The organism is Streptomyces sp. TRM70350 (genome assembly GCF_019219825.1).
Classification (GTDB): Bacteria; Actinomycetota; Actinomycetes; order Streptomycetales; family Streptomycetaceae; genus Streptomyces.
Genome location: NZ_JAHUXH010000002.1, coordinates 112,202 through 135,463 on the forward strand (window position 1 = coordinate 112,202; position 23,262 = coordinate 135,463).

Consider the following 23,262-nt stretch of genomic DNA (forward strand, 5'->3'; position numbering starts at 1 on the left):
CACACAACCGGCCGAAACGCCCCCTCAGGCGCTCATAAGCCTCTTGGACCGCAACAACCCAGCCAACGCCGAAGCGAACTCCACCGGCTCCACCGGCAACGTCACCGCCGCGTCGGCCCGGCTCCACGTGGCCAGCCACGCGTCCTGGGGCCGCCCGATGAGCAGCAGCACCGGCGGACAGTCGAACACCTCGTCCTTGATCTGCCGGCACACCCCCATGCCCCCCATGGGCACGGCCTCGCCGTCCAGGACGCAGACATCGATCCCGCCCTTGTCCAGCTCCCTGATGACCGCGCCCGGAGTCGCACACTCGACGAACTCCACCACGGGGACGTCCGGAGCGGGCCGGCGGCCGGTCGCGAGCCGCACCTGCTGGCGGGTGTTGGAGTCGTCGCTGTAGACCAGCACGGTGGCGGTCGGCTGCATGGTTCCTCCGTGACTTCGGCGTCGTACGGCAAGGCCCGTGACGCGGATGCTACTCCCTTGAACACCACGTCAACACCAGTCCGAAGCGAGGAGACACTCCGAACGGCACCCCCCGGGGTGAGGGCGGGATAAGCGACCGACATAATGTCGGTCGTGGCGACAGCAACGACAGTAGATACCGGGCACGCGCACCCGTCGGTCAACCGGCCGAACCTCACCAGCGTCGGAACCATCATCTGGCTGAGTTCCGAGCTGATGTTCTTCGCGGCCCTCTTCGCGATGTACTTCACCCTGCGATCGGTGACAGGGCCCGAGTTCTGGAGTGATAAGGCGGACGCCTTGAACTTCCCGTTCTCGGCGACCAACACCACGATCCTGGTGCTCTCCTCCCTCACCTGCCAGCTGGGCGTCTTCGCCGCCGAGCGCGGTGACGTCAAGAAGCTCCGGATGTGGTTCATCGTCACGTTCGTGATGGGTGCCATCTTCATCGGCGGTCAGGTCTTCGAGTACACCGAGCTGGTCAAGCACGAGGGCCTCACGCTCTCCTCCGACCCGTACGGCTCGGTCTTCTACCTGACCACCGGCTTCCACGGCCTGCACGTGACGGGCGGACTCATCGCCTTCCTGCTGGTCCTCGGCCGTACCTACGCGGCCCGGAGGTTCACCCACGAGCAGGCGACCGCCGCCATCGTCGTGTCCTACTACTGGCACTTCGTCGACGTCGTCTGGATCGGCCTCTTCGCCACGATCTACATGATCAAGTAGCCCGGGACCCGTTCCCGCGCAATCCAGAAGACTCGACGCAGAAGATCCTGACACCGGGGTAATCCGTGAAAAAGCTCTCCGCACGACGACGCCATCCGCTGGCGGCGGTCGTCGTCCTACTCCTCGCGCTGGCGGCCACGGGGGTGCTGTACACCGCGCTCGCGCCTGCGGGTAAGGCGCAGGCCGATGACACCGCCCAGTCCCTCGCCATCGAAGAGGGCAAGAAGCTCTACGCCGTCGGCTGCGCCAGCTGCCACGGCACCGGCGGTCAGGGCACCTCCGACGGTCCCAGCCTGGTCGGCGTGGGCGCGGCGGCCGTCGACTTCCAGGTCGGCACCGGCCGTATGCCCGCCGCGACCTCCCAGGGCGCCCAGATCCCGGAGAAGAAGGTCGTCTACAGCCAGGCCCAGATCGACCAGCTCGCCGCGTACATCGCCTCGCTCGGCCCCGGCCCGGCCATTCCGACCGAGGAGCAGTACAGCACGGAGGGCGCGGACAGCGCCGAGGGCGGCCAGCTGTTCCGCACCAACTGCGCGCAGTGCCACAACTTCACCGGCAAGGGCGGCGCGCTGACCCACGGCAAGTACGCGCCGTCCCTGGAAGGCGTCTCCCAGAAGCACCTCTACGAGGCCATGCTGACCGGCCCGCAGAACATGCCGTCCTTCCCTGACACGGTGCTGACCGAGCAGAACAAGAAGGACATCATCGCGTACCTGGAGGCGGTCAACAGCCCCGATACGGAGAGCCCCGGCGGTCTGGGACTGGGCGGCCTCGGGCCGGTCAGTGAGGGCCTCTTCGGCTGGATCTTCGGTCTCGGCGGACTGATCGCCGTCGCCGTGTGGGTCGCCGCCCGGACCGCAAAGGCCAAGAAGTCATGAGTAGCCAAGACATCCCAGAAGAGAACCTGCCCGCCGAGCGAGGCGGCGCGGTCGACGTCGCCGACGAGAAGCACCCGTTCGCGGACCCGGGTCTGCCCCCGCACGAGCACCGGATCCAGGACATCGACGAGCGGGCCGCCAAGCGGTCCGAGCGCACGGTGGCCCTGCTGTTCACGGTGTCGATGCTGGCCACGATCGGCTTCATCGCCTCGTTCGTGGCGATCCCGATCGACAAGTCCGTCTACATCTGGCCGCTCGGGCACATCAGCGCGCTGAACTTCGCGCTCGGCATGACCCTCGGCCTCGCGCTGTTCTGCATCGGCGCGGGCGCGGTCCACTGGGCCCGCACCCTGATGTCCGACGTGGAGGTCGCCGACGAGCGGCACCCGATCGAGGCCTCCCCCGAGGTCCGCGCGAAGGTCCACGCCGACTTCCGGCAGGGTGCCAAGGAGTCCGCGCTCGGCCGCCGCAAGCTGATCCGCAACACGATGCTCGGCGCGCTCACCCTGGTGCCGCTGTCCGGCGTCGTGCTGCTGCGCGACCTCGGCCCGCTGCCCGAGGACAAGCTCCGCCACACCCTGTGGAGGAGGGGCAAGCGGCTCGTCAACATGAACACGAACGAGCCGCTGCGTCCCTCCGACGTCATCGTCGGCTCCCTCACCTTCGTCAAGCCCGAGGGCCTGGAGGAGCACGACCACGACTTCAACACCGAGATCGCCAAGGCCGCCGTGATGGTCGTCCGGATCCAGCCGGAGGACATCAAGGACCAGCGCGAGCTCGAGTGGTCGCACGAGGGCATCGTGGCGTACTCGAAGATCTGCACCCACGTCGGTTGCCCGGTCTCGCTGTACGAGCAGCAGACGCACCACGTGCTGTGCCCCTGCCACCAGTCCACCTTCGACCTCTCCGACGGTGCCCGGGTCATCTTCGGCCCCGCCGGTCACCCCCTGCCGCAGCTGCGCATCGGGGTGAACGACGAGGGTTACCTCGAGGCGCTCGGCGACTTCGAAGAGCCCGTCGGTCCTGCATTCTGGGAGCGCGGATGAGCACTACGACCCCCTCCGAGTCCCGCTCTCGCGGGAAGGCACCGGCCGGCGAGCGCGTCGCCGACTGGGCCGACGGCCGGCTCGGGATCTACTCCCTGGCCAAGGCCAACATGCGCAAGATCTTCCCGGACCACTGGTCCTTCATGCTGGGCGAGATCTGCCTGTACACCTTCCTCATCATCATCCTCACGGGTGTGTACCTGACGCTGTTCTTCCACCCGTCGATGAACGAGGTGGAGTACCACGGCAGTTACGTCCCCATGCAGGGCGTGCTGATGAGTGAGGCGTACGCCTCCACGCTCGACATCAGCTTCGACGTGCGCGGCGGTCTGCTGATCCGGCAGATCCACCACTGGGCGGCGATCATCTTCCTCGCCGGCATGTTCGTGCACATGATGCGCGTCTTCTTCACCGGCGCGTTCCGCAAGCCGCGTGAGATCAACTGGCTGTTCGGCTTCCTGCTGTTCGTCCTCGGCATGTTCACCGGTTTCACCGGTTACTCGCTCCCGGACGACCTGCTCTCCGGCACCGGTGTCCGCTTCACCCAGGGCGCGATCCTGTCCATGCCGATCGTGGGCACGTACATCTCGTTCTTCCTGTTCGGCGGCGAGTTCCCGGGCACCGACTTCGTGGCCCGCTTCTACTCGATCCACATCCTGCTGCTGCCGGGCATCATGCTCGGCCTCGTGGTGGCGCACCTGATCCTGGTCTTCTACCACAAGCACACGCAGTTCGCGGGCCCCGGAAAGACCAACAAGAACGTCGTGGGCATGCCGCTGCTGCCGGTCTACATGGCCAAGGCCGGAGGCTTCTTCTTCCTGGTCTTCGGTCTGATCGCGGCCCTGTCCGCCATCGCGACCGTCAACCCGATCTGGGTGCTCGGCCCGTACCGTCCGGACCTTGTGTCCACCGGCGCCCAGCCCGACTGGTACATGGGCTTCGCCGAAGGCCTGGTCCGCGCCATGCCCGGCTGGGAGATCAACTTCTGGGGTCACACGCTGGTCCTGGGCGTGTTCGTCCCGCTGGTGCTGTTCGGTGTGTTCCTCGCCGTGATCGCGCTGTACCCGTTCATCGAGGCGTGGATCACCGGGGACAAGCGCGAGCACCACATCCTGGACCGGCCGCGCAACGCCCCGACCCGGACCGCCTTCGGTGTCGCCTGGGTCACCGCGTACATGATCATGCTGATCGGCGGTGGCAACGACATCGTCGCCACGCACTTCCACCTGTCGATCAACGCGGTCACCTGGTTCGTCCGGATCGGGTTCTTCGTGGGGCCCGTCATCGCGTTCATCATCACCAAGCGGATCTGCCTCGGCCTGCAGCGCCGGGACAGGGACAAGGTGCTGCACGGCCGGGAGACCGGCACCATCAAGCGCCTGCCGCACGGTGAGTTCATCGAGGTCCACGAGCCGCTCAGCCAGGAGGCCCTGTACACGCTCACGGCACACGAGCAGTACCAGCCGGCCGAGATCGGTCCGACGGTCGACGAGAACGGTGTCGAGCGCAAGGTGAAGGGCTCCGAGAAGCTGCGCGCCAAGCTCAGCAACGCGTACTTCGGTGGGGACGCCCAGATCCCCAAGCCCTCCGTCGAGGAGTACAAGGAGATCACGAGCGGCCACGGCCACCACTGATCGCTGCACTCGCCACGCCACGGCGAAGGGCCCCGTCCGATGTCCGGACGGGGCCCTTCGCCGTCCCCCGGGCTGGATAGGGTGGACCTTGTTCGAGACACGTGTCCCGTACGACGGGACTGACCCAGGAGCGGCTTATGAGCGCTGTGACCCCCGCTGGAGGCGACACCGCGGCGGGCCGCTCCTGGCCCGCCCTGCTGAACGGCCTGCTGGACGGCCGTGACCTGAGCGCGGACGACACCGCCTGGGCGATGGATCTGATCATGCGGGGCGAGGCGACGGACGCGCAGATCGCCGGGTTCGCGGTGGCGCTGCGGGCCAAGGGCGAGACCGTCGAGGAGATCACCGGTCTCGTACGGACGATGTACGAGCACGCGAACGTGATCGAGGTGCCGGGGGAGACGGTCGACATCGTCGGGACCGGCGGCGACGGCGCGAAGACGGTGAACATCTCCACCATGTCGGCGATCGTCATCGCCGGTACGGGCGCGAAGGTCGTCAAGCACGGCAACCGCGCCGCGTCCTCCGCCTCGGGCGCGTCCGACGTGCTGGAGAAACTGGGCGTCAATCTGGAGCTGACGCCGCAGCGGGTCGCCGAGGTCGCCGAGGAGGCCGGTATCACCTTCTGCTTCGCGGTGAAGTTCCACCCGGCGCTGCGTCATGTGGCGGCGGCGCGAGGCCAGCTGGGCATCCGGACGACGTTCAACTTCCTGGGCCCGCTGACGAACCCGGCGAAGGTCAAGGCCCAGGCGGTGGGCGTCGCGGACCTCCGGATGGCGCCGATCGTCGCCGGTGTCTTCGCCGAACGTGGCAACTCCTCGCTGGTCTTCCGCGGTGACGACGGCCTCGACGAGCTGACGACCACGTCGACGTCCCGGGTGTGGGTGGTCCGGGACGGCCAGGTGACCGAGGAGACCTTCGACCCGCGCGAGGCGGGCATCGACCTGGTGCCGGTGGAGGCGCTGCGCGGCGCCGACGCGTCCTACAACGCGGAGGTCGCCCGGCGCCTGCTGGACGGCGAGCCCGGCCCCGTACGGGACGCGGTCCTGCTCAACGCGGCGGCGGCGCTGGTGGCACTGCGGCCGGGTGACGGGCCGCTGACCGAACAGATCCGCGTGGGCATGGCCAAGGCGGCCGAGTCGATCGACTCCGGGGCCGCCAAGCGCGTCCTGGACCGCTGGGTGGCCGTCAGCAACGCGTAACCGGACGGAGTGCGGCGCGCGTCCCGCGATCCGGACCCGGGTTGCGGGACGCCGATCCTTTCACGTACGTTCCTGTTCAGGTCATGAGTGACAGTCATGAGGCCCCGGCCGACTGTCCGGCAACCCTCCGTCCGTGGCGGGGTGCCCCGGGTGAAGACCAGGCCGTGGGCAGCGAGGTCTACGGCAAGCGCGGACCCCTCGCGAAACCAGGGGTCCTGGTCGTCGAGGAGTCTTCCGTGAGCAAGCGAATGCGTTAGGGCCGGTCGCGCCCCGCCTCCGCACACCCCTTTTCTCCTTACCTCTCTGTCTCTCACGGGAGTTCCCCCATGTCCGTCTCCACCGCTGCCGCCGACCAGACCGTTTGTGCCCCGCTGCCCGTTCTGGGCTGGGATGTCACCGTCCCGCTCGTCACCGGGGGCGAAGTCACCTACGCCGCCCTCGACTACGCGGCCAGCGCCCCCGCCCTCCAGCGCGTCTGGGACGACGTGGCGGCCTACGCGCCGTACTACGGCAGCGTCCACCGCGGCGCCGGCTACCTCTCCCAGCTCTCCACCGACCTGTTCGAGAACGCTCGCCGGACCGTCGCCGAGTTCCTCGACTGCCGCGGCGACGACCAGGTGGTCTTCACTAGGTCCACCACCGACTCGCTGAACCTGCTCGCCGCCGCCCTCCCCGCGGGCTGCCAGGTCTTCGTCTTCGAGACCGAGCACCACGCCTCCCTGCTGCCCTGGCGCGACGCCCACGTCACCTACCTCAACGCGCCGCGCACCCCGCAGCAGGCCGTGCGGACCCTGGAGCGGGCGCTCGCCGACCGTGACTCCTACGGCCCGGCCCTGGTCTGCGTCACGGGCGCCTCCAACGTCACCGGCGAGCTGTGGCCGGTACGGGAGCTCGCCGCGGCCGCGCACGCGCACGGCGCCCGGATCGTGCTGGACGCCGCCCAGCTGGCGCCCCACCACCCGCTGTCCGTACGGGAGTTGGACGTCGACTGGGTCGCCTTCTCCGGGCACAAGCTGTACGCCCCCTTCGGCTCCGGCGTCCTCGCGGGCCGCGCCGACTGGCTGCGCGCGGCCGAGCCGTATCTCGCGGGCGGCGGCGCCAGCCGCAAGGTCGCCCGGCGGGCGGACGGCGGCGTGGACGTGGAGTGGCACGAGGGCGCCGCCCGGCACGAGGCGGGCTCCCCGAACGTCATCGGCGCCTACGCCGTCGCGTCGGCCTGCAAGGCCCTCACCGAGGCCGGTTTCGACGCGCTCACCGCCCGTGAGCAGCACCTGATCCGGACGGTCCGGGAGGGCCTCGCCGAGGTCCCCGAGGTCAGGATCCTGTCCCTGTTCGGCGACGACGCCCCCCGTGTCGGCGTGCTCTCCTTCGTCGTCGGCGGCTGGAACAGCTCGCACTTCGCCGCGGCCCTCTCCGCCGAGTACGGCATCGGCGTCCGCGACGGCCTCTTCTGCGCCCACCCCCTCGTGCGCACCCTGCTCGGCAGCGACCCGCAGACCCAGGGCGAGTGCGGCGCCCCCGAGGCGGCTCCCGGCGAGAAGTCGCTCAACGCGATCCGGGTGAGCTTCGGGGCGGGTACGCCGGACGAGCATGTCGAGCGGTTCGTCGCGGCGGTGCGGGAACTGGTCCGCGACGGCGCGAAGTGGAACTACCGCACGGTGGACGGGCGTTGCGTCCCCGCCGTGTGAACCGCTGACGCGAACTCGGCGTATGCGCTCCCCTCGGCAGCCGTACGCGGGACAGGGGGCGCACAGGGCGCAGGCGCTGTGGGAGACGGATCCCGGGCCGACGCCGACACCGACGACGGACGCCCCTGGATGGCGACGGAGTTCGTGGACGGGCCGAACCCGCGGGACGCCGTGCTGGACCACGGGCCGCTCCCCGAGGACGGGGCGCCGGCCGCCGTCCGCGCCAAGGGGATGGTCCACCGCGATGGCAGCGGGCGCTCGGGGCGACGCCGACTACCCGTCCGCCTCCTTCGGGGGTGTGAGGAACCGCGCGACCAGCCGCGACGGGCCCGCGGACGATCGACGGCCCCTCGCGGCGCTTCCCGCGGAGCGCTTAGCTGTCCAGCCCGATCGCGAACGCCGCCTCCAGGTCGTGCTGGGAGTACGTCCGGAACGCCACGTGGGTGTCCGTCGCCTCCACGCCGGGGATCTTGCTGATGCTGCCGGGGATGACGTCGGCGAGGTCGTCGTGCCGCTTCACGCGGACCATGGCGATCAGGTCGTAGGTGCCGGTGACGGAGAAGACCTCGCTGACGGAGTCCAGCGCGGCGATCTGCTCGGCGATCTCGGGGATCCGGTCCACGCTGGTCTTGATCAGGACGATCGCGGTGATCACGGCTGGTTCTCTCCCTCGGGGGCCGGAGCTGGGGCGACCTTCACTCTAGTCGTCCGGCCGAACCGCGCCCACGCGTACGCGAAGCCCAGGCCGAACCCCACCAGGTGGGCCAGATAGGCCACCCCCGGCCCGCTGGGCGCCCGGCCCGCCGCCAGCCACTGCAGCGCCACCCAGAAGGGCAGCACCACCCACGCCGGGAAGCGCAGCGGCAGGAAGAACAGGAACGGCAGCAGGCTGGTCACCCGGGCCCGGGGAAAGAGGAACAGGAAGGCCCCGAGGACCGCCGAGATCGCGCCCGACGCGCCGACCAGGGACTGCTCGGAGCGGGCGTTGGCCGCCGCGTACCCCAGCAGCGCGAGGTAGCCGCAGCCGAGGTAGAAGAGGGTGAACTCGACGCGGCCCATCCGTTCCTCGGTCATCACCCCGAAGACGTAGAGGAAGAGCATGTTGCCCAGCAGGTGCACCCAGCTGCCGTGCACGAAGAGGGCCGTCGCCGGGGTGAGGGCGGCACGGGGGGAACCCTCGAACAGTTCTGCGGGGATCACCCCCCAGTGGCGGAAGTACGCCCGCTGCACGGCGAGCAGCTCGTCGCCGGAGCCGTACGCCGGACTGAGGCCCGAGGCGGGGCCGATGAGGAAGATCAGGCAGCACAGGGCGATCAGTCCGTACATCACCGGCGCCTGCGGTCGGCGGACCGCCCGGCGGCCCACCGCGCTCCAGAGGCTGATCATGGACACAGAGCATGACGTAAGCGGACGCAACCGCACAGACCGCCTCGCCGCCCGGGACGGGCGGGGCGTCGAGGACCCGCCAGGCCGTAGGGTTACGAGCCACACGCACCAGGGAAACTGGCGCATCACGGAAGCTACGCATCACCGAAACTAGAAGGAAAGCGAACAGCCACGATGACGGTTCCCCTGCCGACCGACACCACGCGGTGGCGCTGCACCCTCTGCGGCAATCTGACGCGCTTCGACGTGACCCGCTCCTCGAAGGTCGTCGAGTACGTCCACCTGGACCTCGCCGGTGAGCCGAGGGTCGAGGAACGCGAGGTGGTCAGTGAGACGATCGAGTCGGTGCGGTGCCGGTGGTGCAACGCCGTGGATCAGGTGGAACTCGTGGACAGGCCGGGCGCCGGCTCCTGACAGGGACCGGCCCCGCAGGGGCATTGGGGTGACGGATGGTGGAGACCGCAGGCGGGGGGCCGGGCGACGGCGCCGCTGAGGTGCTCGATCGTCCGCTGCCCGAAGGAGTGCGCCGAAGGGTCGTGCAGATCGTCTCCGACGGCTTCGGCGGGCTGACGATGGCCGAACTGCCCGCACAACTGCGGCAGTACGCCCGGTTCGCCCCGAATCGCCGGGCCAAGTTCGCCGGTAACGCGATGGCCGCGGCGGTGGAGACCGACCCGCTGTTCCGGCAGCGCATCGGGGAGAAGTTCCGCGAGGCCCAGCCCGAGCTGGCCGGTGCCCTCGACGCCGGATCGCCGCCGCCGGCCGCGGACCCGCTGGACGTGGCGGCCGCCGCCTATGTGCTGCGCCCGACCGGCTGGGTGAAGCTGGTCGCGGCCGCCGGTGAGGAGGCCCTGCGGGCCGACGCCGAGCGGGCCGACGAGGAGAACCGCGCCGAGCTGGAGCGGCTGCGCACCGAACTCGCCGCCGCCCGCGACCACACCCGCGCCGAGACCGAGCGGCTGCGCGCCGAGCTGGACGGCGCCCGCAAGGAAGCCGAATCGCTTCACCGCAAGCTGCGGGCCGCGCTCAGCGACGTCAAGCGCGGCGAGGCGGCGCTGCGCAAGGTGCAGGCCGAGATGGAGGCCGTGCGCGCCGAGGGCCAGGCCCAGGTGTCCGCCGCCGAGAGCGAGGCACGGCGGCTGAAGGCGAGGCTGGGGGAGGCGGAGGCCGCCCTGGAGGCCACCCGCCGGGCCGCGCGCGAGGGGCGCAGCGTCGAGGACATGCGGGTACGGCTGCTGCTCGACACCGTGCTGGACGCGGCGCAGGGGCTGCGCCGGGAACTGGCGCTGCCGCCGGTGTCCGTACGCCCCGCCGAGACCGTGGACGCGGTCGAACCGGGACGAATGACTCCGAAGGACATCGCCGCACGGGCCTTGTCCGAGAACGACCCCGCGATTCTCGACCAGCTGCTGGCGCTGCCGCAGGCGCACCTGGTCGTCGACGGCTACAACGTCACCAAGACCGGCTATCCCCAAATGCCGCTGGAGAAGCAGCGGTTGCGGCTGCTCGGGCAGCTCTCGCAGCTCGCCGCGCAGTCCGGCGCCGAGGTGACCTGTGTCTTCGACGGGGCCGAACTGGCCGCGCCGGTGCTGCTGGCGCCGCCGCGCGGGGTGCGGGTGCTCTTCTCCAAACCGGGCGTCACCGCCGACGAGTTGATCCGCCAGCTGGTGCGCGCCGAGCCGCCCGGGCGTCCGGTCGTCGTCGTCTCGACCGACCGGGAGGTGGCCGACGGGGTGGCCCGGGCGGGGGCGCGGCCGGTGGCGTCGGCGGTGCTGCTGAAGCGCCTCTCGCGCAGCTGACGTACGTCCCATGCGCAACGTACGCCCCAAGCGTGCAATGTGCCCGGAGAATGCCCGAATTGACGGGACCGTCACGCAACGTAGCGTCAACATGCATCACTGCATGTGAGTTGTAGGTAAAGGATGCGCTCAGTCACCGAGATTTTCCTTGCGAGGATTTGATCTGATCACAGCGAGGTCACTAGGGTCTGGCCTCGAACCTCCGATCGGGTGATCACTCACAAGAAGGAGATTGCCCCCGTGGCGTCCCACCGTCGACCCAAGCAGCCCAGTCGCACCCGCGTGACCGTGCTGACCACCGCAGCCGCCGCTGCCGTCGCTCTCGGCTCGCAGGCCGCCAACGCCGCGCCGAGCGAGAAGCCGAGCAAGGACGAGGTCAAGGCCAAGGTCGACAAGCTCTACGAGGAAGCCGAGCAGGCCACCGAGAAGTACAACGGGGCCAAGGAGAAGCAGGAGAAGCTCCAGAAGGAGATCTCCACCATCCAGGACAACGTCGCCCGCGGCCAGGAAGAGGTCAACGAGCTGCGCGAGGGCCTCGGTGCGATGGCCAGCGCCCAGTACCGCTCGGGCGGCATCGACCCCTCCCTGCAGCTCTTCCTCTCCGCCGACCCGGACGACTACCTCGACAAGGCCTCCACGCTCGACCAGTTGAGCGCCCAGCAGGTCGAGGCCCTGAAGAAGATCCAGGAGAAGCAGCGCGAACTCGCCCAGGAGCGCGCCGAGGCCTCCGGCAAGCTCAAGGACCTCGCCGCCACCCGCACCGAGCTGGGCAAGAAGAAGAGCGAGGTGCAGGGCAAGCTCGCCGAGGCGCAGAAGCTGCTCAACTCCCTCACCGCCGCGGAGAAGGCGGCGCTGGCCGCCGAGGAGCAGCGGGCCAGCCGGTCCTCCGAGGCCCGGGTGGACCTCGGCAACACCGGCGCCGCCTCCGGCCGGGCCATGGCCGCCTTCCAGGCCGCCCAGAGCAAGATCGGCTCGCCCTACGTCTACGGCGCCTCCGGTCCGTCCTCCTTCGACTGCTCCGGCCTGACCTCCTGGGCCTTCGCCCAGGCCGGCGTCGGCATACCGCGCACCTCGCAGGCCCAGGCCAGCGCCGGTACGCGCATCTACAGCCAGGCCGACCTCAAGGTCGGAGACCTGGTCATCTTCTACGGCGACCTGCACCACGTCGGCTTCTACGCGGGCAACGGCCAGGTGCTGCATGCCCCGCGCCCCGGCACGGTCGTGCGCTACGAGTCGATCAACAACATGCCGTACCAGTTCGGCGTCCGGATCTGATTCCCTTCGGGGACCTCAAGATCAAGTAACCGTGCCGCCCGTTCGGGCGAATTACGGGACCGGGCTGTGACCCCCACCCCGCCCATGACCTGCGTCAGCGGCGGGGTGGGGCGTTGAGGGCCCGCCGAGGTCTTTGGCCGGTGCCCCGCGACGGGGCTACTGTCTGCCGCGTTTCCCCCATGGTCGGGCTGCCGCCCGGTGCCGGGGGATTTTCCTGTCCGCCAGTGGAAGGAGCGCGGCTTCTCGTGGGGTCTCATCGCCGCCTTGCACCGTCCGGGTTCGACCGGGGCGCCTGCGTGGTGCGTCTCGCCGTCGGCGTGGTGTCGGCCGCCGCGGCCGCCGTCGCCGCCGTACCGGCGCAGGCCGCGCCGCTCGACGACACCCGCGCCGAGGTGGACCGCCTCTACGCGGAGGCCGAGAAGGCCACCGAGGCCTACAACAAGGCCGACGAGCGCGCCGACGCGCTGCGCGGGCAGGTGAGCCGGGCACAGGACCGGATCGCCCGGCAGCAGGACCACATCAACTCCCTGCGGGAGGCGCTGGGTTCGCTGGCCGGCGCCCAGTACCGCTCCGGCGGCCTCGACCCCACCCTGGCCCTGCTGTTCTCCGACGACCCGGACGACTACCTCGACAAGGCCGCCGTCCTGGACCGGATCAGCTTCCACCAGGCCGGGCAGCTGACGGACCTCCAGGAGGCCATGCGCACGCTCACGCAGGAGCGCGCGCAGGCCGCCGAGAAGCTCGGCGAGCTGGAGAAGAGCCGCAAGGCCGTCGCCTCCCACAAGCGCACCGTCGAGAAGAAGCTCGCCCAGGCCCGCGCACTCCTCAACGCCCTGCCCGACGACGAACGCGCCGCCTATGACCGGGCCTCCCGCTCCGGCCGCTTCGACATGCCCGGTCCCGGAAGTGCCGTCCCCGCCTCCGGTCGTGCCGCCGCCGCGGTTGCCGCCGCCCGCGCCGCGCTCGGCAGGCCCTATGTGTGGGGCGCGGCCGGTCCCGGCGGCTTCGACTGCTCCGGCCTGATGCAGTGGTCGTACGCGCAGGCCGGGATCGCGCTGCCGCGCACCTCGCAGGGCCAGCGCGCGGCCGGCCGTCAGGTGCCGCTCTCCGAGGCCCAGCCCGGCGACCTGATCACCTACCGGTCCGACGCCAGCCATGTCGCGATGTACATGGGAAACGGCCAGGTCATCCACGCCCCCTACCCGGGCGCGCCGGTGCGCTACGACCCGGTCGGCATGATGCCGGTCTCCGGAGTCACCAGGGTCTGACCGGGCGGCGCGGGCCCCGTACGATCGGGAAGGTGGCAGGTCGAAGGCGGGCGTCGGGTTCCTCGGTCGTGGCACTCTGTCTGCTGCTCGTCTCCCTGGTCGCCTGCGGGGGCGGGCCCACCACGGACACCGCACGGGCCGACGTGCAGCGGCTGCTCGACCGGCGGGCGGCCGCGGTCCTCGACCACGACGAGAGCGGCTACCGGAGCACCGGGTCGGCGACGGGTTTCGCCCAGGTGGCCGCGCTTCCGCTGGCGGGCTGGTCGTACCGGCTGACGGAGCTGCACCGCACCGGCGACGAGGCCACCGCCGACGCCGAACTGCGCTACCGGATCGAGGGTTTCGACAAGGCGCCCGTCACGACCCGGCGCACCCTGGGCCTGACCCGGGACGCGGACGGCGGCTGGTCCGTCACCTCGGACCGGCCCGCGCCGAACTCCGCCGAGCAACTGTGGGACCGGGGCCCGGTGACCGTCGTCCGCGGCGAGCACAGCCTGGTGCTCGGCGTCGGGCAGTCCCGCAGGACACTGGGGCTCTACGCGGATCTCGGCGACCGGGCCGTGCCCGCGGTGTCGCGGGCGTGGGGCACGGACTGGAGCGGGCACGTCGTCGTGCTCGTACCTCAGTCGCTGGAGGCGATGGCGGGACTGCTCGGGTCGCCCGCCACCTCCTACCGGGGGATCGCCGCGGTGACCACCGGCGAGACGGGGACGGCGCGGGCGCCCGCCGACCGGATCATCGTCAACCCCGAGGCGTACGGCGTCCTGGGCTCCGTCGGCAAGCAGGTGGTCCTCACCCACGAGACCACCCATGTCGCCACCCGCGCCCACACCAACTCCGGCACCCCGCTGTGGCTGTCCGAGGGATACGCCGACTGGGTCGGCTACCGCGACAGCGGACGCACCCCGGCCGAGACCGCGCCGGAGCTGGCGCGGGCGGTCGCCGCGGGGGACGTGCCGACCGCACTGCCGAACAACGGCGACTTCGGCTTCACCGGGGACTCGACCGCGCTGGCGCAGGCCTACGAGGGCGGCTGGATGGCCTGCCGACTGATCGAGCAGCGGTGGGGCGAGCGGCGGCTCGGCGAGTTCTACCGGGCGGTGGGGGCGAACGGGGTGGAGGCCGCCATGACGGGGGTGCTGGGGACCTCGCCGGGGGAGTTCACGGGGTGGTGGCGGGAGTATCTGCGGGCTGAGTTCGGCTGAGGTGGGGTGTCGCCGGGCGGGTGTGTGGGGCTGAGGTGGGGTGTGGCTGGGCGGGTGTGTGTGGCTGAGGTGGGGTGTGGCTCTGCGGGTGTGTGTGGCTGAGGTGGCTATGGCCGGATGGGGGCTGAGGTGAACTCTGGCCGGGGCGGGGGCTTGTGTGGCTGAGGTGAACTCTCGGTGGGGCGGGGGCTTGTGTGGCTGAGGTGAACTCTGGGTGGTGCCGGGGGCTTCTGTGGCTGAGGTGGATTCTGGCCATGGCGGGGCTTGTGTGGCTGAGGTGAATTCTGGCCAGGGCGGGCTTGTGTGGCTGAGGTGAACTCTGGTCGGGCGGGGGCATGTGTGGCAGAGGTGAACTCTGGCCGGGCGGGGGTGCGTGCGGCTGAGGAGGGTCTGGCTGGGCGGGTATGTGTGGCTGAGGTGGGGTGTCGCCGGGCGGGGCTGTGTGTGGCTGAGGCGGGGGGTCAGTTCGGCTGAGGCGGGTCCAGTTCGGCCGAGGCGGGTCCAGTACGGCGATCGCCTCCTTCAGCCGCGCCCGTTCCGCCTCGCCGGTGGCCCGGGCCACCCGCAGCGTGCCCTGCCGGAACAGATCGCCCGCCTCCTCCCGCCCGTACGGGGCCCCGGCCAGCTGCCGTTGGCGTATGCTGTCCGGCTTCGGGCTGCCCGGGGCGTGCCTGCGTCGGCGATGGGGATGCAGTGCGCGTCGGCGTCGCCGCTGTTCCGCCTGCGCAGGGAACCGGTCAGGAATCGAGAAGCGTCGGCGCCCGGGGCGCGCCTAGTGTGACGGGCGTCGACCTCGACGGCGTCTTCGCACGGGTGCGGGCCTGAGGCCGAGGGGAGTCGCGGGGGCGGCCTTGCCCCGAACGGAGGACGGAGACATGAGCATGCCCACGAGACCGAACACGCAGTCGCCTGCGCCGCACGCTGCCGACAGCCATGACATGATCCGCGTGCACGGTGCGCGTGAGAACAACCTCAAGGACGTCAGCATCGAGATCCCCAAGCGCAGGCTGACGGTGTTCACCGGCGTGTCCGGCTCGGGCAAGAGCTCGCTGGTGTTCGACACCATCGCCGCCGAGTCGCAACGGCTGATCAACGAGACGTACAGCGCCTTCGTGCAGGGCTTCATGCCGACGCTTGCGCGGCCCGAGGTCGACGTGCTCGACGGGCTGACGACCGTGATCAGCGTCGACCAGCAGCGGATGGGCGCCGACCCCCGCTCCACCGTCGGCACCGCCACCGACGCCAACGCGATGCTGCGCATCCTCTTCAGCCGGCTCGGCGAGCCGCACATCGGCCCGCCCAGCGCGTACTCCTTCAACACCGCCTCGGTCCGCGCGAGCGGCGCGATCACCGTCGAGCGCGGCAACAAGACCAAGGCGGAGAAGGCGACCTTCCAGCGCACCGGCGGCATGTGCACCCACTGCGAGGGCCGCGGCACGGTCTCCGACATCGACCTCACCCAGCTCTACGACGACTCCAAGTCGATCGCCGAGGGCGCCTTCACCATCCCCGGCTGGAAGTCCGACAACGTCTGGACCGTCGGGCTCTACGCCCAGTCCGGCTTCCTCGACCCGAACAAGCCGATCCGCGACTTCACCCAGAAGGAGATGCGGGACTTCCTCCACCACGAGCCGACCAAGGTCAAGGTCAACGGGGTCAACCTCACCTACGAGGGGCTGATCCCCAAGATCCAGAAGTCGTTCCTGTCCAAGGACAAGGAGGCGATGCAGCCGCACATCCGGGCGTTCGTGGAGCGGGCCGTCACCTTCACGACCTGTCCCGAGTGCGACGGCACCCGGCTCAGCGAGGGCGCCCGGTCGTCGAAGATCAAGGGCGTCAGCATCGCCGACGCCTGCGCGATGGAGATCCGCGACCTGGCCGAATGGGTCCGCGCCCTCCAGGAGCCTTCGGTGGCGCCGCTGCTCACCGCGCTGCGGCAGACCCTCGACTCGTTCGTGGAGATCGGCCTCGGCTACCTCTCACTGGACCGGCCCGCGGGCACGCTGTCGGGCGGTGAGGCGCAGCGCGTGAAGATGATCCGCCACCTCGGCTCCGCGCTCACCGACATCACGTACGTCTTCGACGAGCCCACCATCGGCCTGCACCCGCATGACATCCAGCGGATGAACGACCTGCTGCTGCGGCTGCGGGACAAGGGCAACACGGTCCTCGTCGTCGAGCACAAGCCGGAGGCCATCGCGATCGCCGACCACGTCGTCGACCTCGGCCCCGGCGCCGGTACGGCGGGCGGCACCGTCTGCTTCGAGGGCACCGTCGAGGGGCTGCGGGCCAGCGGCACCGTCACCGGCCGCCATCTCGACGACCGGGCGGCGCTGAAGGAGACCGTGCGGACACCGAAGGGCACGCTGGAGATCCGCGGCGCGACGGCGAACAACCTGCGCAGTGTCGACGTCGACATCCCGCTCGGCGTGCTGTGCGTGGTCACCGGCGTCGCCGGGTCCGGCAAGAGCTCGCTGATCCACGGCTCCGTCCCCGCCTCGGCGGGCGTGGTGTCGGTCGACCAGACGCCCATCCGCGGTTCCCGGCGCAGCAACCCGGCGACGTACACCGGACTGCTCGACCCGATCCGCAAGGCGTTCGCCAAGGCCAACGGGGTCAAGCCCGCGCTGTTCAGCGCCAACTCCGAGGGCGCCTGCCCCACCTGCAACGGCGCCGGGGTGATCTACACCGACCTCGCGATGATGGCCGGTGTGGCCACCCCCTGCGAGGACTGCGACGGGAAGCGGTTCCAGGCGGAGGTGCTGGAGTACCGGCTCGGCGGGCGCGACATCAGCGAGGTGCTCGCGATGTCGGTGACCGAGGCCGAGGAGTTCTTCCGTGCCGGGGCGGCGGCCACGCCCGCCGCGCACAGGATCCTCGACCGGCTCGCCGACGTCGGCCTCGGCTACCTCACCCTCGGCCAGCCGCTCACCACGCTGTCCGGCGGCGAGCGGCAGCGGCTGAAGCTCGCCACGCACATGGCCGACAAGGGCGGCGTGTACGTCCTCGACGAGCCGACGACGGGCCTGCACCTCGCCGACGTCGAGCAGTTGCTCGGCCTGCTGGACCGGCTCGTGGAGTCCGGCAAGTCGGTGATCGTCATCGAGCACCACCAGGCGGTCATGGCGCACGCCGACTGGATCATCGACCTCGGCCCCGGCGCCGGCCACGACGGCGGCAAGATCGTCTTCGAGGGCACACCGGCCGACCTCGTCGCCGCCCGCTCCACCCTCACCGGCGAGCACCTCGCGGCGTACGTCGGCGGCTGACCGGGCTCCCACAGTGGCCCCGCCCGTGCCGGGCCGCTGTGGGAGACTCGTCGGGTGAAACGGCAGGACCTCGACGACCTCGTCCGGCTGCGGCGGGCCCGCGACCGGATGGACCGCGACTACGCCGAGCCGCTCGACGTCCCGGCGCTGGCGCGTGAGGCCCTGATGTCGCCGGGCCACTTCTCCCGCAGCTTCCGCGCCGCCTACGGCGAGACGCCGTACAGCTACCTGATGACCCGCCGCATCGAGCGCGCCAAGGCGCTGCTGCGGCGGGGCGACCTCTCGGTGACCGAGGTCTGCTTCGCGGTCGGCTGTACGTCGCTGGGGTCGTTCAGCTCGCGCTTCACGGAACTGGTCGGCGAGAGCCCGAGCGCCTACCGGGCCCGCGGCCACGACCAGGGCGCCGCCATCCCCGCCTGCATGGCCAAGATCTACACGCGACCGGTCAGGAACGGAGAAGCGCGGCCCGCCGCTCGCCCGTAGCGTGAGCGGCATGGATCTCAAGCTCTCCACCTGCTTCATCGCCGTCGACGACCACGACAAGGCGATCGCCTTCTACCGCGACGTGCTCGGCCTCGAAGTACGCAACGACGTCGGGTTCGAGGGGATGCGCTGGGTGACCGTAGGGTCGCCCGCACAGCCGGACGTCAACATCGTCCTGGAGCCGCCCGCCGCCGACCCGGGCACCTCGCCGGCCGACAAACAGGCGCTGGCGGAGCTGATGGCCAAGGGCCTGCTGCGCGGCGTCCTCTTCGCGACGGAGGACTGCGACGCCACCTTCGAGCGCATCAGCGCCTCGGGCGCCGAGGTCCTGCAGGAGCCGATGGACCAGCCCTACGGCGTGCGCGACTGCGCGTTCCGCGACCCGGCCGGGAACCTGCTGCGCTTCACCCAGCCCCTCGGGAAGCCCGGGAAGTGAGCCCGCGGGCCCCGTGCAGGGGCCCGCCCTTCGGGCCCGCGTCCGTGAGGCCCGCCGGTTCCCGCCGGTCGGTGCGGGGCACCGACGCCCGCCACAGCTCGCGGACCGCGACGACGGTGGCCAGCACCAGCAGGCCGTTGCGGACGAACAGGAGGGTGACGCCGAGCGGGTCGCTGGCGACGACGTGCGAGAACCAGAGCGGGAACTCCAGCATCGTCACCAGGGACGCCAGCAGGACCAGGGCGGCCGGTACGCGCATGCCGGTGCGGTGAAAACACAGGCAGACCGCCGCGACCCCGACGAGCCACACCATGTACTGGGGGCTGATCACCCGGCTCGTGGTCGTGAACATCAGCACCGCCACGAAGGCGGCGTCCGCGAGCGTGTGCGGCAGGAACCGCGTCGCCGTCAGCCGCCACAGCAGCAGCCAGCCGAAGGAGAGCCCGGTCAGCGCCAGGGCGGCGGTGCTCACCACGTCGACGTACGGACCGAGGAACTCCACCGAGCCGTAGTTGAGCAGCACCTGCCCGTCCCAGCCGAAGTGCCGCGCCACATGGAACACCAGCGCGCCCAGCGACTCCACTTCGGTGCCCCGGTCCCGCTGGAAGGTCAGGAACGCGAAGGCGCCCGGCATGGCCAGCGTGAACAGCGTCACCAGCACCCCCGCCGTCACCGCCGCCGCGGCCCACGCCCGGCGCCGCACGGCACCGATCAGCAGCAGCACCGGCCACACCTTCAGCATCGCCCCGAGGCCCGCCAGCGCCCCCATCAGCCGGGGACGGCGGGTGCCCGCCAGGAGCGCGGCCACCGCCACGGCCGTGACCATCACGTCGTAGCGCGCGTACACCGTCGGCCCGATCAGCGGTACGCCCACCACCCACACCCAGGCGCCGCGCACCGCCCGGCCGGGGCGCAGGCCCGCGTTCAGCAGCAGCGCGAGGACGGCCAGGTCGGCGAGGAAGGCCAGGACGAAGAAGGCCTGCGCGTAGTCGAGGAAGGACAGCAGCGCCGGGGAGAGGACCGGCAGGGCGGCGGCGGGCGGGTACTGCCAGGTGACGTCGTCCAGCGGGAACGTGCCGGTGCGCAGCACCTCGTACCAGCCCTGGTAGATCACGGAGACGTCGCTGGTGACGTCCGGGCCGGGGAAGACGTACACCTTGAAGACGAACAGGAGCAGCAGCAGTCTGGTCAGTCCCCAGAGCGCGAGAAGTCCGGTCAGCGATCGCGTTCCGTCCGTCCTGTCCACCCGCGTGAGTGTACGTTGGGTAGGGTCGGCGCTGATGCGCAAGACCCTGATCGTCACGAACGACTTCCCGCCCCGGCCCGGCGGCATCCAGGCGTTTCTGCACAACATGGCGCTCCGGCTGGATCCCGACCGGCTCGTCGTCTACGCCTCGACCTGGAAGCGCAGCCGCGAGGGCGTCGAGGCCACCGCCGCCTTCGACGCCGAGCAGCCCTTCACCGTCGTACGCGACCGGACGACCATGCTGCTGCCGACGCCCGCCGCGACCCGGCAGGCCGTCGCGCTGCTGCGCGCGCACGGGTGCACGTCGGTGTGGTTCGGGGCGGCGGCGCCACTCGGGCTGATGGCGCCGGCGCTGCGCGGGGCGGGCGCGGAGCGGCTGGTGGCCACCACCCACGGCCACGAGGCCGGGTGGGCCCAACTGCCCGCCGCCCGGCAGCTGTTGCGGCGGATCGGCGACTCCACCGACACCCTCACCTACCTGGGCGAGTACACGCGCTCGCGGATCGCGGGGGCGCTGACGCCGGACGCGGCCGCGCGGATGGTCCAACTGCCGCCCGGCGTCGACGAGAAGACCTTCCACCCCGGCTCCGGCGGCGACCGGGTGCGGGCCCGGCTCGGGCTCACCGACCGGCCCGTCGTGGTGTGCGTCTCCCGGCTCGTGCCGCGCAAGGGGCAGGACACGCTGATCCTGGCCATGCCGCTGATCCTGGCCAAGGAGCCGGACGCCGTGCTGCTGATCGTCGGGGGCGGGCCGTACGAGAGAGAGCTGCGCAAGCTGGCGCGGGAGACCCGGGTCGAGGACTCCGTGGTCTTCACCGGGTCCGTGCCCTGGTCGGATCTGCCCGCCCACTACGGCGCCGGTGACGTCTTCGCCATGCCGTGCCGCACCCGGCGCGGCGGGCTCGACGTCGAAGGGCTCGGCATCGTCTACCTGGAGGCGTCCGCGACCGGGCTGCCGGTCGTCGCCGGGGACTCCGGGGGCGCGCCCGACGCCGTGCTCGACGGGGAGACCGGGTGGGTCGTGCGCGGCGGGTCCGTGGAGGACACCGCCGACCGGATCGTCACCCTCCTCGGGGACGCCGAGCTGCGCCGCCGGATGGGGGAGCGGGGGCGGAGCTGGGTCGAGGAGAAGTGGCGCTGGGACCTGCTGGCGGAACGGCTCAAGGAGCTGTTGTAGACCCACCGCGGCGCGGGTCCCCTTGCTGTGGACCCGCGCCTGACGGTACGTCACACAGCTTGCTACTTCTGGTAGAGCGCCTCGATCTCGGCCGCGAAGTCCTTCGCCACCACGTTCCGCTTCAGCTTCAGCGACGGCGTGAGGTGACCGGAGTCCTCGGTGAACTGCGAGTCCAGGATGCGGAACTTGCGGACCGACTCCGCCTTCGACACCGCCGCGTTGCCGTCGTCGACGGCGGACTGGATCGCGGCCAGCAGGTCGGGGTCGTCGCGCAGGGACGCGGCCGTGGAGCCGGCCGGTTTGCCGTGGTCGGCGGCCCAACGGCCCAGGAACTCCTCGTCGATGGTGATCAGCGCGCCCACGAACGGCCGTCCGTCGCCGACCACCATGCACTCCGCGACCAGCGCGTGCGCCCGGATCCGGTCCTCGATCACGGCCGGCGCCACGTTCTTGCCGCCCGCGGTGACGATGATCTCCTTCTTGCGGCCGGTGATCCGCAGGTACCCGTCCTCGTCGAGGGTGCCGATGTCGCCGGTGTGGAACCAGCCGTCGGCGAGGGCCTCCTCGGTCGCGCCCGGGTTGTTCCAGTACTCCTTGAACAGGTGCTCGCCGTGCAGCAGCACCTCGCCGTCGTCCGCGATCCGCACCACCGAGCCGGGCAGCGGCTGGCCGACCGTGCCGATCTTCTGCCGGTCCCACGGGTTGAAGGCGGTGGCGGCGCAGGACTCGGTCAGGCCGTAGCCCTCCAGGACGGTGAAGCCGATGCCGCGGAAGAAGTGGCCGAGGCGCTCGCCGAGCGGGGCGCCGCCGGAGATGGCGTACTCGCCGCGGCCGCCGAGGACGGCGTGCAGCTTGCTGTAGACGAGCTTGTCGAACACCTTGTGCTTGATCTTGAGACCCATCGAGGGGCCGGAGGGGGTGTCCAGCGCCTTGCTGTACGCGATCGCGGTGTCCGCCGCCTTGTCGAAGATCTTGCCCTTGCCGTCCGCCTGGGCCTTGGCACGGGCCGAGTTGTAGACCTTCTCGAAGACGCGCGGCACTCCGAGGATCAACGTCGGCCGGAACGAGGCCAGTTCGTCGGTGAGGTTCTTGATGTCCGGGACACAGCCCAGCCTGATCGGAGCCACCATCGGCGCGATCTGCACCATGCGGCCGAACACGTGCGCCAGCGGCAGGAAGAGCAGCACGCTGCACTCGCCGGTGCGGAAGAGGGGGCGCAGGCGCTCGACGACGTTGCCGCACTCCGCGAAGAAGCTGCGGTGGGTGAGCACGCAGCCCTTGGGGCGGCCGGTGGTGCCCGAGGTGTAGACGATCGTCGCGGGGTCGTCGGCCTTCGCCAGCGAGCTGCGCTCCTCGACCGCCGCGTCGCTGACACCCTGGCCCAGACGGCCCAGCTCGTCGACGCCGCCGCCCTCGATCTGGAAGACGTGCTTCAGCTCGGGCAGCCGGTCGCGCACCGACTCGACGGCGGCCGCCAGGTGGTCCGTCTCCACCACGCAGGCGGTCGCGCCCGAGTCGCTGAGGATCCACTGCACCTGCTCCGGCGAACTGGTCTCGTACACCGGTACGGTGACCGCGCCCGCGCTCCAGATCGCGAAGTCGAGCAGCGTCCACTCGTAGCGGGTACGGGAGATCAGTCCGACCCGGTCGCCCGGCCGCACGCCGGAGGCGATGAGGCCCTTGGCCGCGGCGCGGACCTCGTCGAGGAAGGCGGCGGCCGTCACGTCCTGCCAGGCGGCGCCGACCTTGCGGGCGATCACGGCGACGTCGGGATGCTGCGCGGCGTTTCTGCGGACGATGTCCGTCAGGTTGCCGTCCGAGGGGACCTCGTACAAAGCCGGAAGGCTGAACTCGCGCAAGACTGCTGCTCCTCATAGGGCGCCGGCGCCACGACGTTGTGTGCTGCGACGGTCCGGTCCAAGGCTCGGGCAGGGCGCTCAGGGTCCGGCAGGAGCCAACGGATCCCACTGGTTGAAAACCTGAGCACGACTGGACTGCCCGGACGTTACCCGCCGGTATGGCGTCTACGACAGGGGGGTCCGGCGAGATGTTCGCTGCGTCACACAGTTGGTGCTTGGT

The 23,262-nt window shown here is 70.8% G+C and carries 20 protein-coding genes and 1 riboswitch; of the genes, 15 read left to right on the plus strand and 5 right to left on the minus strand.

Features of this window, described 5'->3' with window-relative positions; genetic code table 11:
- Positions 1–24 precede the first annotated feature (24 nt).
- Positions 25–426 (minus strand): hypothetical protein, encoded by a 402-nt coding sequence (locus KWI83_RS03890; protein ID WP_218512832.1) that lies wholly within the window; start codon positions 424–426, stop codon positions 25–27.
- Positions 427–570: 144 nt separating this feature from the next.
- On the opposite strand from KWI83_RS03890, the gene KWI83_RS03895 reads away from it, so the two are divergent.
- The 6 genes from KWI83_RS03895 to KWI83_RS03920 all read left to right on the plus strand — a co-directional run bounded on the left by KWI83_RS03895 (position 571) and on the right by KWI83_RS03920 (position 7,639).
- The gene (locus tag KWI83_RS03895) at positions 571–1,191 is read left to right on the plus strand and encodes a heme-copper oxidase subunit III (RefSeq protein ID WP_218512833.1); all 621 of its coding nucleotides are present in this window, start codon (positions 571–573) and stop codon (positions 1,189–1,191) included.
- Between the two features lie 65 nt (positions 1,192–1,256).
- Positions 1,257–2,069: a c-type cytochrome gene (locus KWI83_RS03900; protein WP_218512834.1), complete on the plus strand. Its 813-nt coding sequence runs from the start codon at positions 1,257–1,259 to the stop codon at positions 2,067–2,069.
- Positions 2,066–3,115: a ubiquinol-cytochrome c reductase iron-sulfur subunit gene (locus tag KWI83_RS03905; protein ID WP_218512835.1), complete on the plus strand. Its 1,050-nt coding sequence runs from the start codon at positions 2,066–2,068 to the stop codon at positions 3,113–3,115. The genes KWI83_RS03900 and KWI83_RS03905 overlap by 4 nt, the downstream gene beginning before the upstream one ends.
- On the plus strand, positions 3,112–4,749 hold the full coding sequence (locus tag KWI83_RS03910; RefSeq protein WP_218512836.1) for a cytochrome bc complex cytochrome b subunit: 1,638 nt from the start codon (positions 3,112–3,114) through the stop codon (positions 4,747–4,749). The genes KWI83_RS03905 and KWI83_RS03910 overlap by 4 nt, the downstream gene beginning before the upstream one ends.
- 137 nt (positions 4,750–4,886) lie before the next feature.
- The gene (gene trpD / locus KWI83_RS03915) at positions 4,887–5,951 is read left to right on the plus strand and encodes an anthranilate phosphoribosyltransferase (protein ID WP_218512837.1); all 1,065 of its coding nucleotides are present in this window, start codon (positions 4,887–4,889) and stop codon (positions 5,949–5,951) included.
- Positions 5,952–6,030: 79 nt separating this feature from the next.
- A riboswitch (SAM riboswitch) is annotated at positions 6,031–6,147 on the plus strand.
- Between the two features lie 130 nt (positions 6,148–6,277).
- Positions 6,278–7,639: an aminotransferase class V-fold PLP-dependent enzyme gene (locus KWI83_RS03920; RefSeq protein WP_218512838.1), complete on the plus strand. Its 1,362-nt coding sequence runs from the start codon at positions 6,278–6,280 to the stop codon at positions 7,637–7,639.
- A 373-nt stretch (positions 7,640–8,012) separates the two neighbouring features.
- Here the strand turns inward: KWI83_RS03920 and KWI83_RS03925 are convergent, their stop codons facing one another.
- Together KWI83_RS03925 and KWI83_RS03930 are read right to left on the minus strand one after the other, a co-directional pair.
- The gene (locus tag KWI83_RS03925) at positions 8,013–8,294 is read right to left on the minus strand and encodes an Lrp/AsnC family transcriptional regulator (RefSeq protein WP_141314915.1); all 282 of its coding nucleotides are present in this window, start codon (positions 8,292–8,294) and stop codon (positions 8,013–8,015) included.
- Positions 8,291–9,025 carry a rhomboid family intramembrane serine protease gene (locus KWI83_RS03930; protein WP_218512839.1) on the minus strand — a complete coding sequence of 245 codons (735 nt, stop codon included), beginning with the start codon at positions 9,023–9,025 and terminating at the stop codon, positions 8,291–8,293. The genes KWI83_RS03925 and KWI83_RS03930 overlap by 4 nt, the downstream gene beginning before the upstream one ends.
- Positions 9,026–9,199: 174 nt before the next feature.
- On the opposite strand from KWI83_RS03930, the gene KWI83_RS03935 reads away from it, so the two are divergent.
- The 8 genes from KWI83_RS03935 to KWI83_RS03970 all read left to right on the plus strand — a co-directional run bounded on the left by KWI83_RS03935 (position 9,200) and on the right by KWI83_RS03970 (position 18,760).
- A complete protein-coding gene (locus tag KWI83_RS03935) occupies positions 9,200–9,439 on the plus strand; it encodes a hypothetical protein (RefSeq protein ID WP_171115436.1) in 240 nt (79 codons plus the stop codon).
- A 35-nt stretch (positions 9,440–9,474) separates the two neighbouring features.
- Positions 9,475–10,824, plus strand: coding sequence for an NYN domain-containing protein (locus KWI83_RS03940; protein ID WP_218512840.1), 1,350 nt, complete (start codon positions 9,475–9,477; stop codon positions 10,822–10,824).
- Positions 10,825–11,064: 240 nt separating this feature from the next.
- A complete protein-coding gene (locus tag KWI83_RS03945) occupies positions 11,065–12,099 on the plus strand; it encodes a C40 family peptidase (RefSeq protein WP_218512841.1) in 1,035 nt (344 codons plus the stop codon).
- Positions 12,100–12,344: 245 nt separating this feature from the next.
- The gene (locus KWI83_RS03950; protein WP_218512842.1) at positions 12,345–13,367 is read left to right on the plus strand and encodes a C40 family peptidase; all 1,023 of its coding nucleotides are present in this window, start codon (positions 12,345–12,347) and stop codon (positions 13,365–13,367) included.
- Between the two features lie 32 nt (positions 13,368–13,399).
- Positions 13,400–14,572: a hypothetical protein gene (locus KWI83_RS03955; protein WP_218512843.1), complete on the plus strand. Its 1,173-nt coding sequence runs from the start codon at positions 13,400–13,402 to the stop codon at positions 14,570–14,572.
- An 875-nt stretch (positions 14,573–15,447) separates the two neighbouring features.
- Positions 15,448–17,841, plus strand: a complete 2,394-nt coding sequence (locus KWI83_RS03960; protein WP_218512844.1) for an excinuclease ABC subunit UvrA — start codon at positions 15,448–15,450, stop codon at positions 17,839–17,841.
- 108 nt (positions 17,842–17,949) lie between these two features.
- On the plus strand, positions 17,950–18,324 hold the full coding sequence (locus tag KWI83_RS03965; protein WP_218513216.1) for a helix-turn-helix transcriptional regulator: 375 nt from the start codon (positions 17,950–17,952) through the stop codon (positions 18,322–18,324).
- A 10-nt stretch (positions 18,325–18,334) separates the two neighbouring features.
- Positions 18,335–18,760, plus strand: a complete 426-nt coding sequence (locus KWI83_RS03970) for a VOC family protein (protein ID WP_218512845.1) — start codon at positions 18,335–18,337, stop codon at positions 18,758–18,760.
- Here KWI83_RS03970 and KWI83_RS03975 read toward each other — a convergent pair.
- Positions 18,729–20,006, minus strand: a complete 1,278-nt coding sequence (locus tag KWI83_RS03975; protein ID WP_308121982.1) for a glycosyltransferase 87 family protein — start codon at positions 20,004–20,006, stop codon at positions 18,729–18,731. The two genes, KWI83_RS03970 and KWI83_RS03975, sit on opposite strands and share 32 nt — an antisense overlap.
- Before the next feature lie 34 nt (positions 20,007–20,040).
- Between KWI83_RS03975 and KWI83_RS03980 the strand changes: the two genes are divergently transcribed.
- Positions 20,041–21,183 carry a glycosyltransferase family 4 protein gene (locus tag KWI83_RS03980; protein WP_218512847.1) on the plus strand — a complete coding sequence of 381 codons (1,143 nt, stop codon included), beginning with the start codon at positions 20,041–20,043 and terminating at the stop codon, positions 21,181–21,183.
- Between the two features lie 62 nt (positions 21,184–21,245).
- On the opposite strand, the gene KWI83_RS03985 is transcribed toward KWI83_RS03980, so the two are convergent.
- On the minus strand, positions 21,246–23,042 hold the full coding sequence (locus KWI83_RS03985) for a long-chain fatty acid--CoA ligase (RefSeq protein WP_218512848.1): 1,797 nt from the start codon (positions 23,040–23,042) through the stop codon (positions 21,246–21,248).
- Between the last annotated feature and the right edge of the window lie 220 nt (positions 23,043–23,262).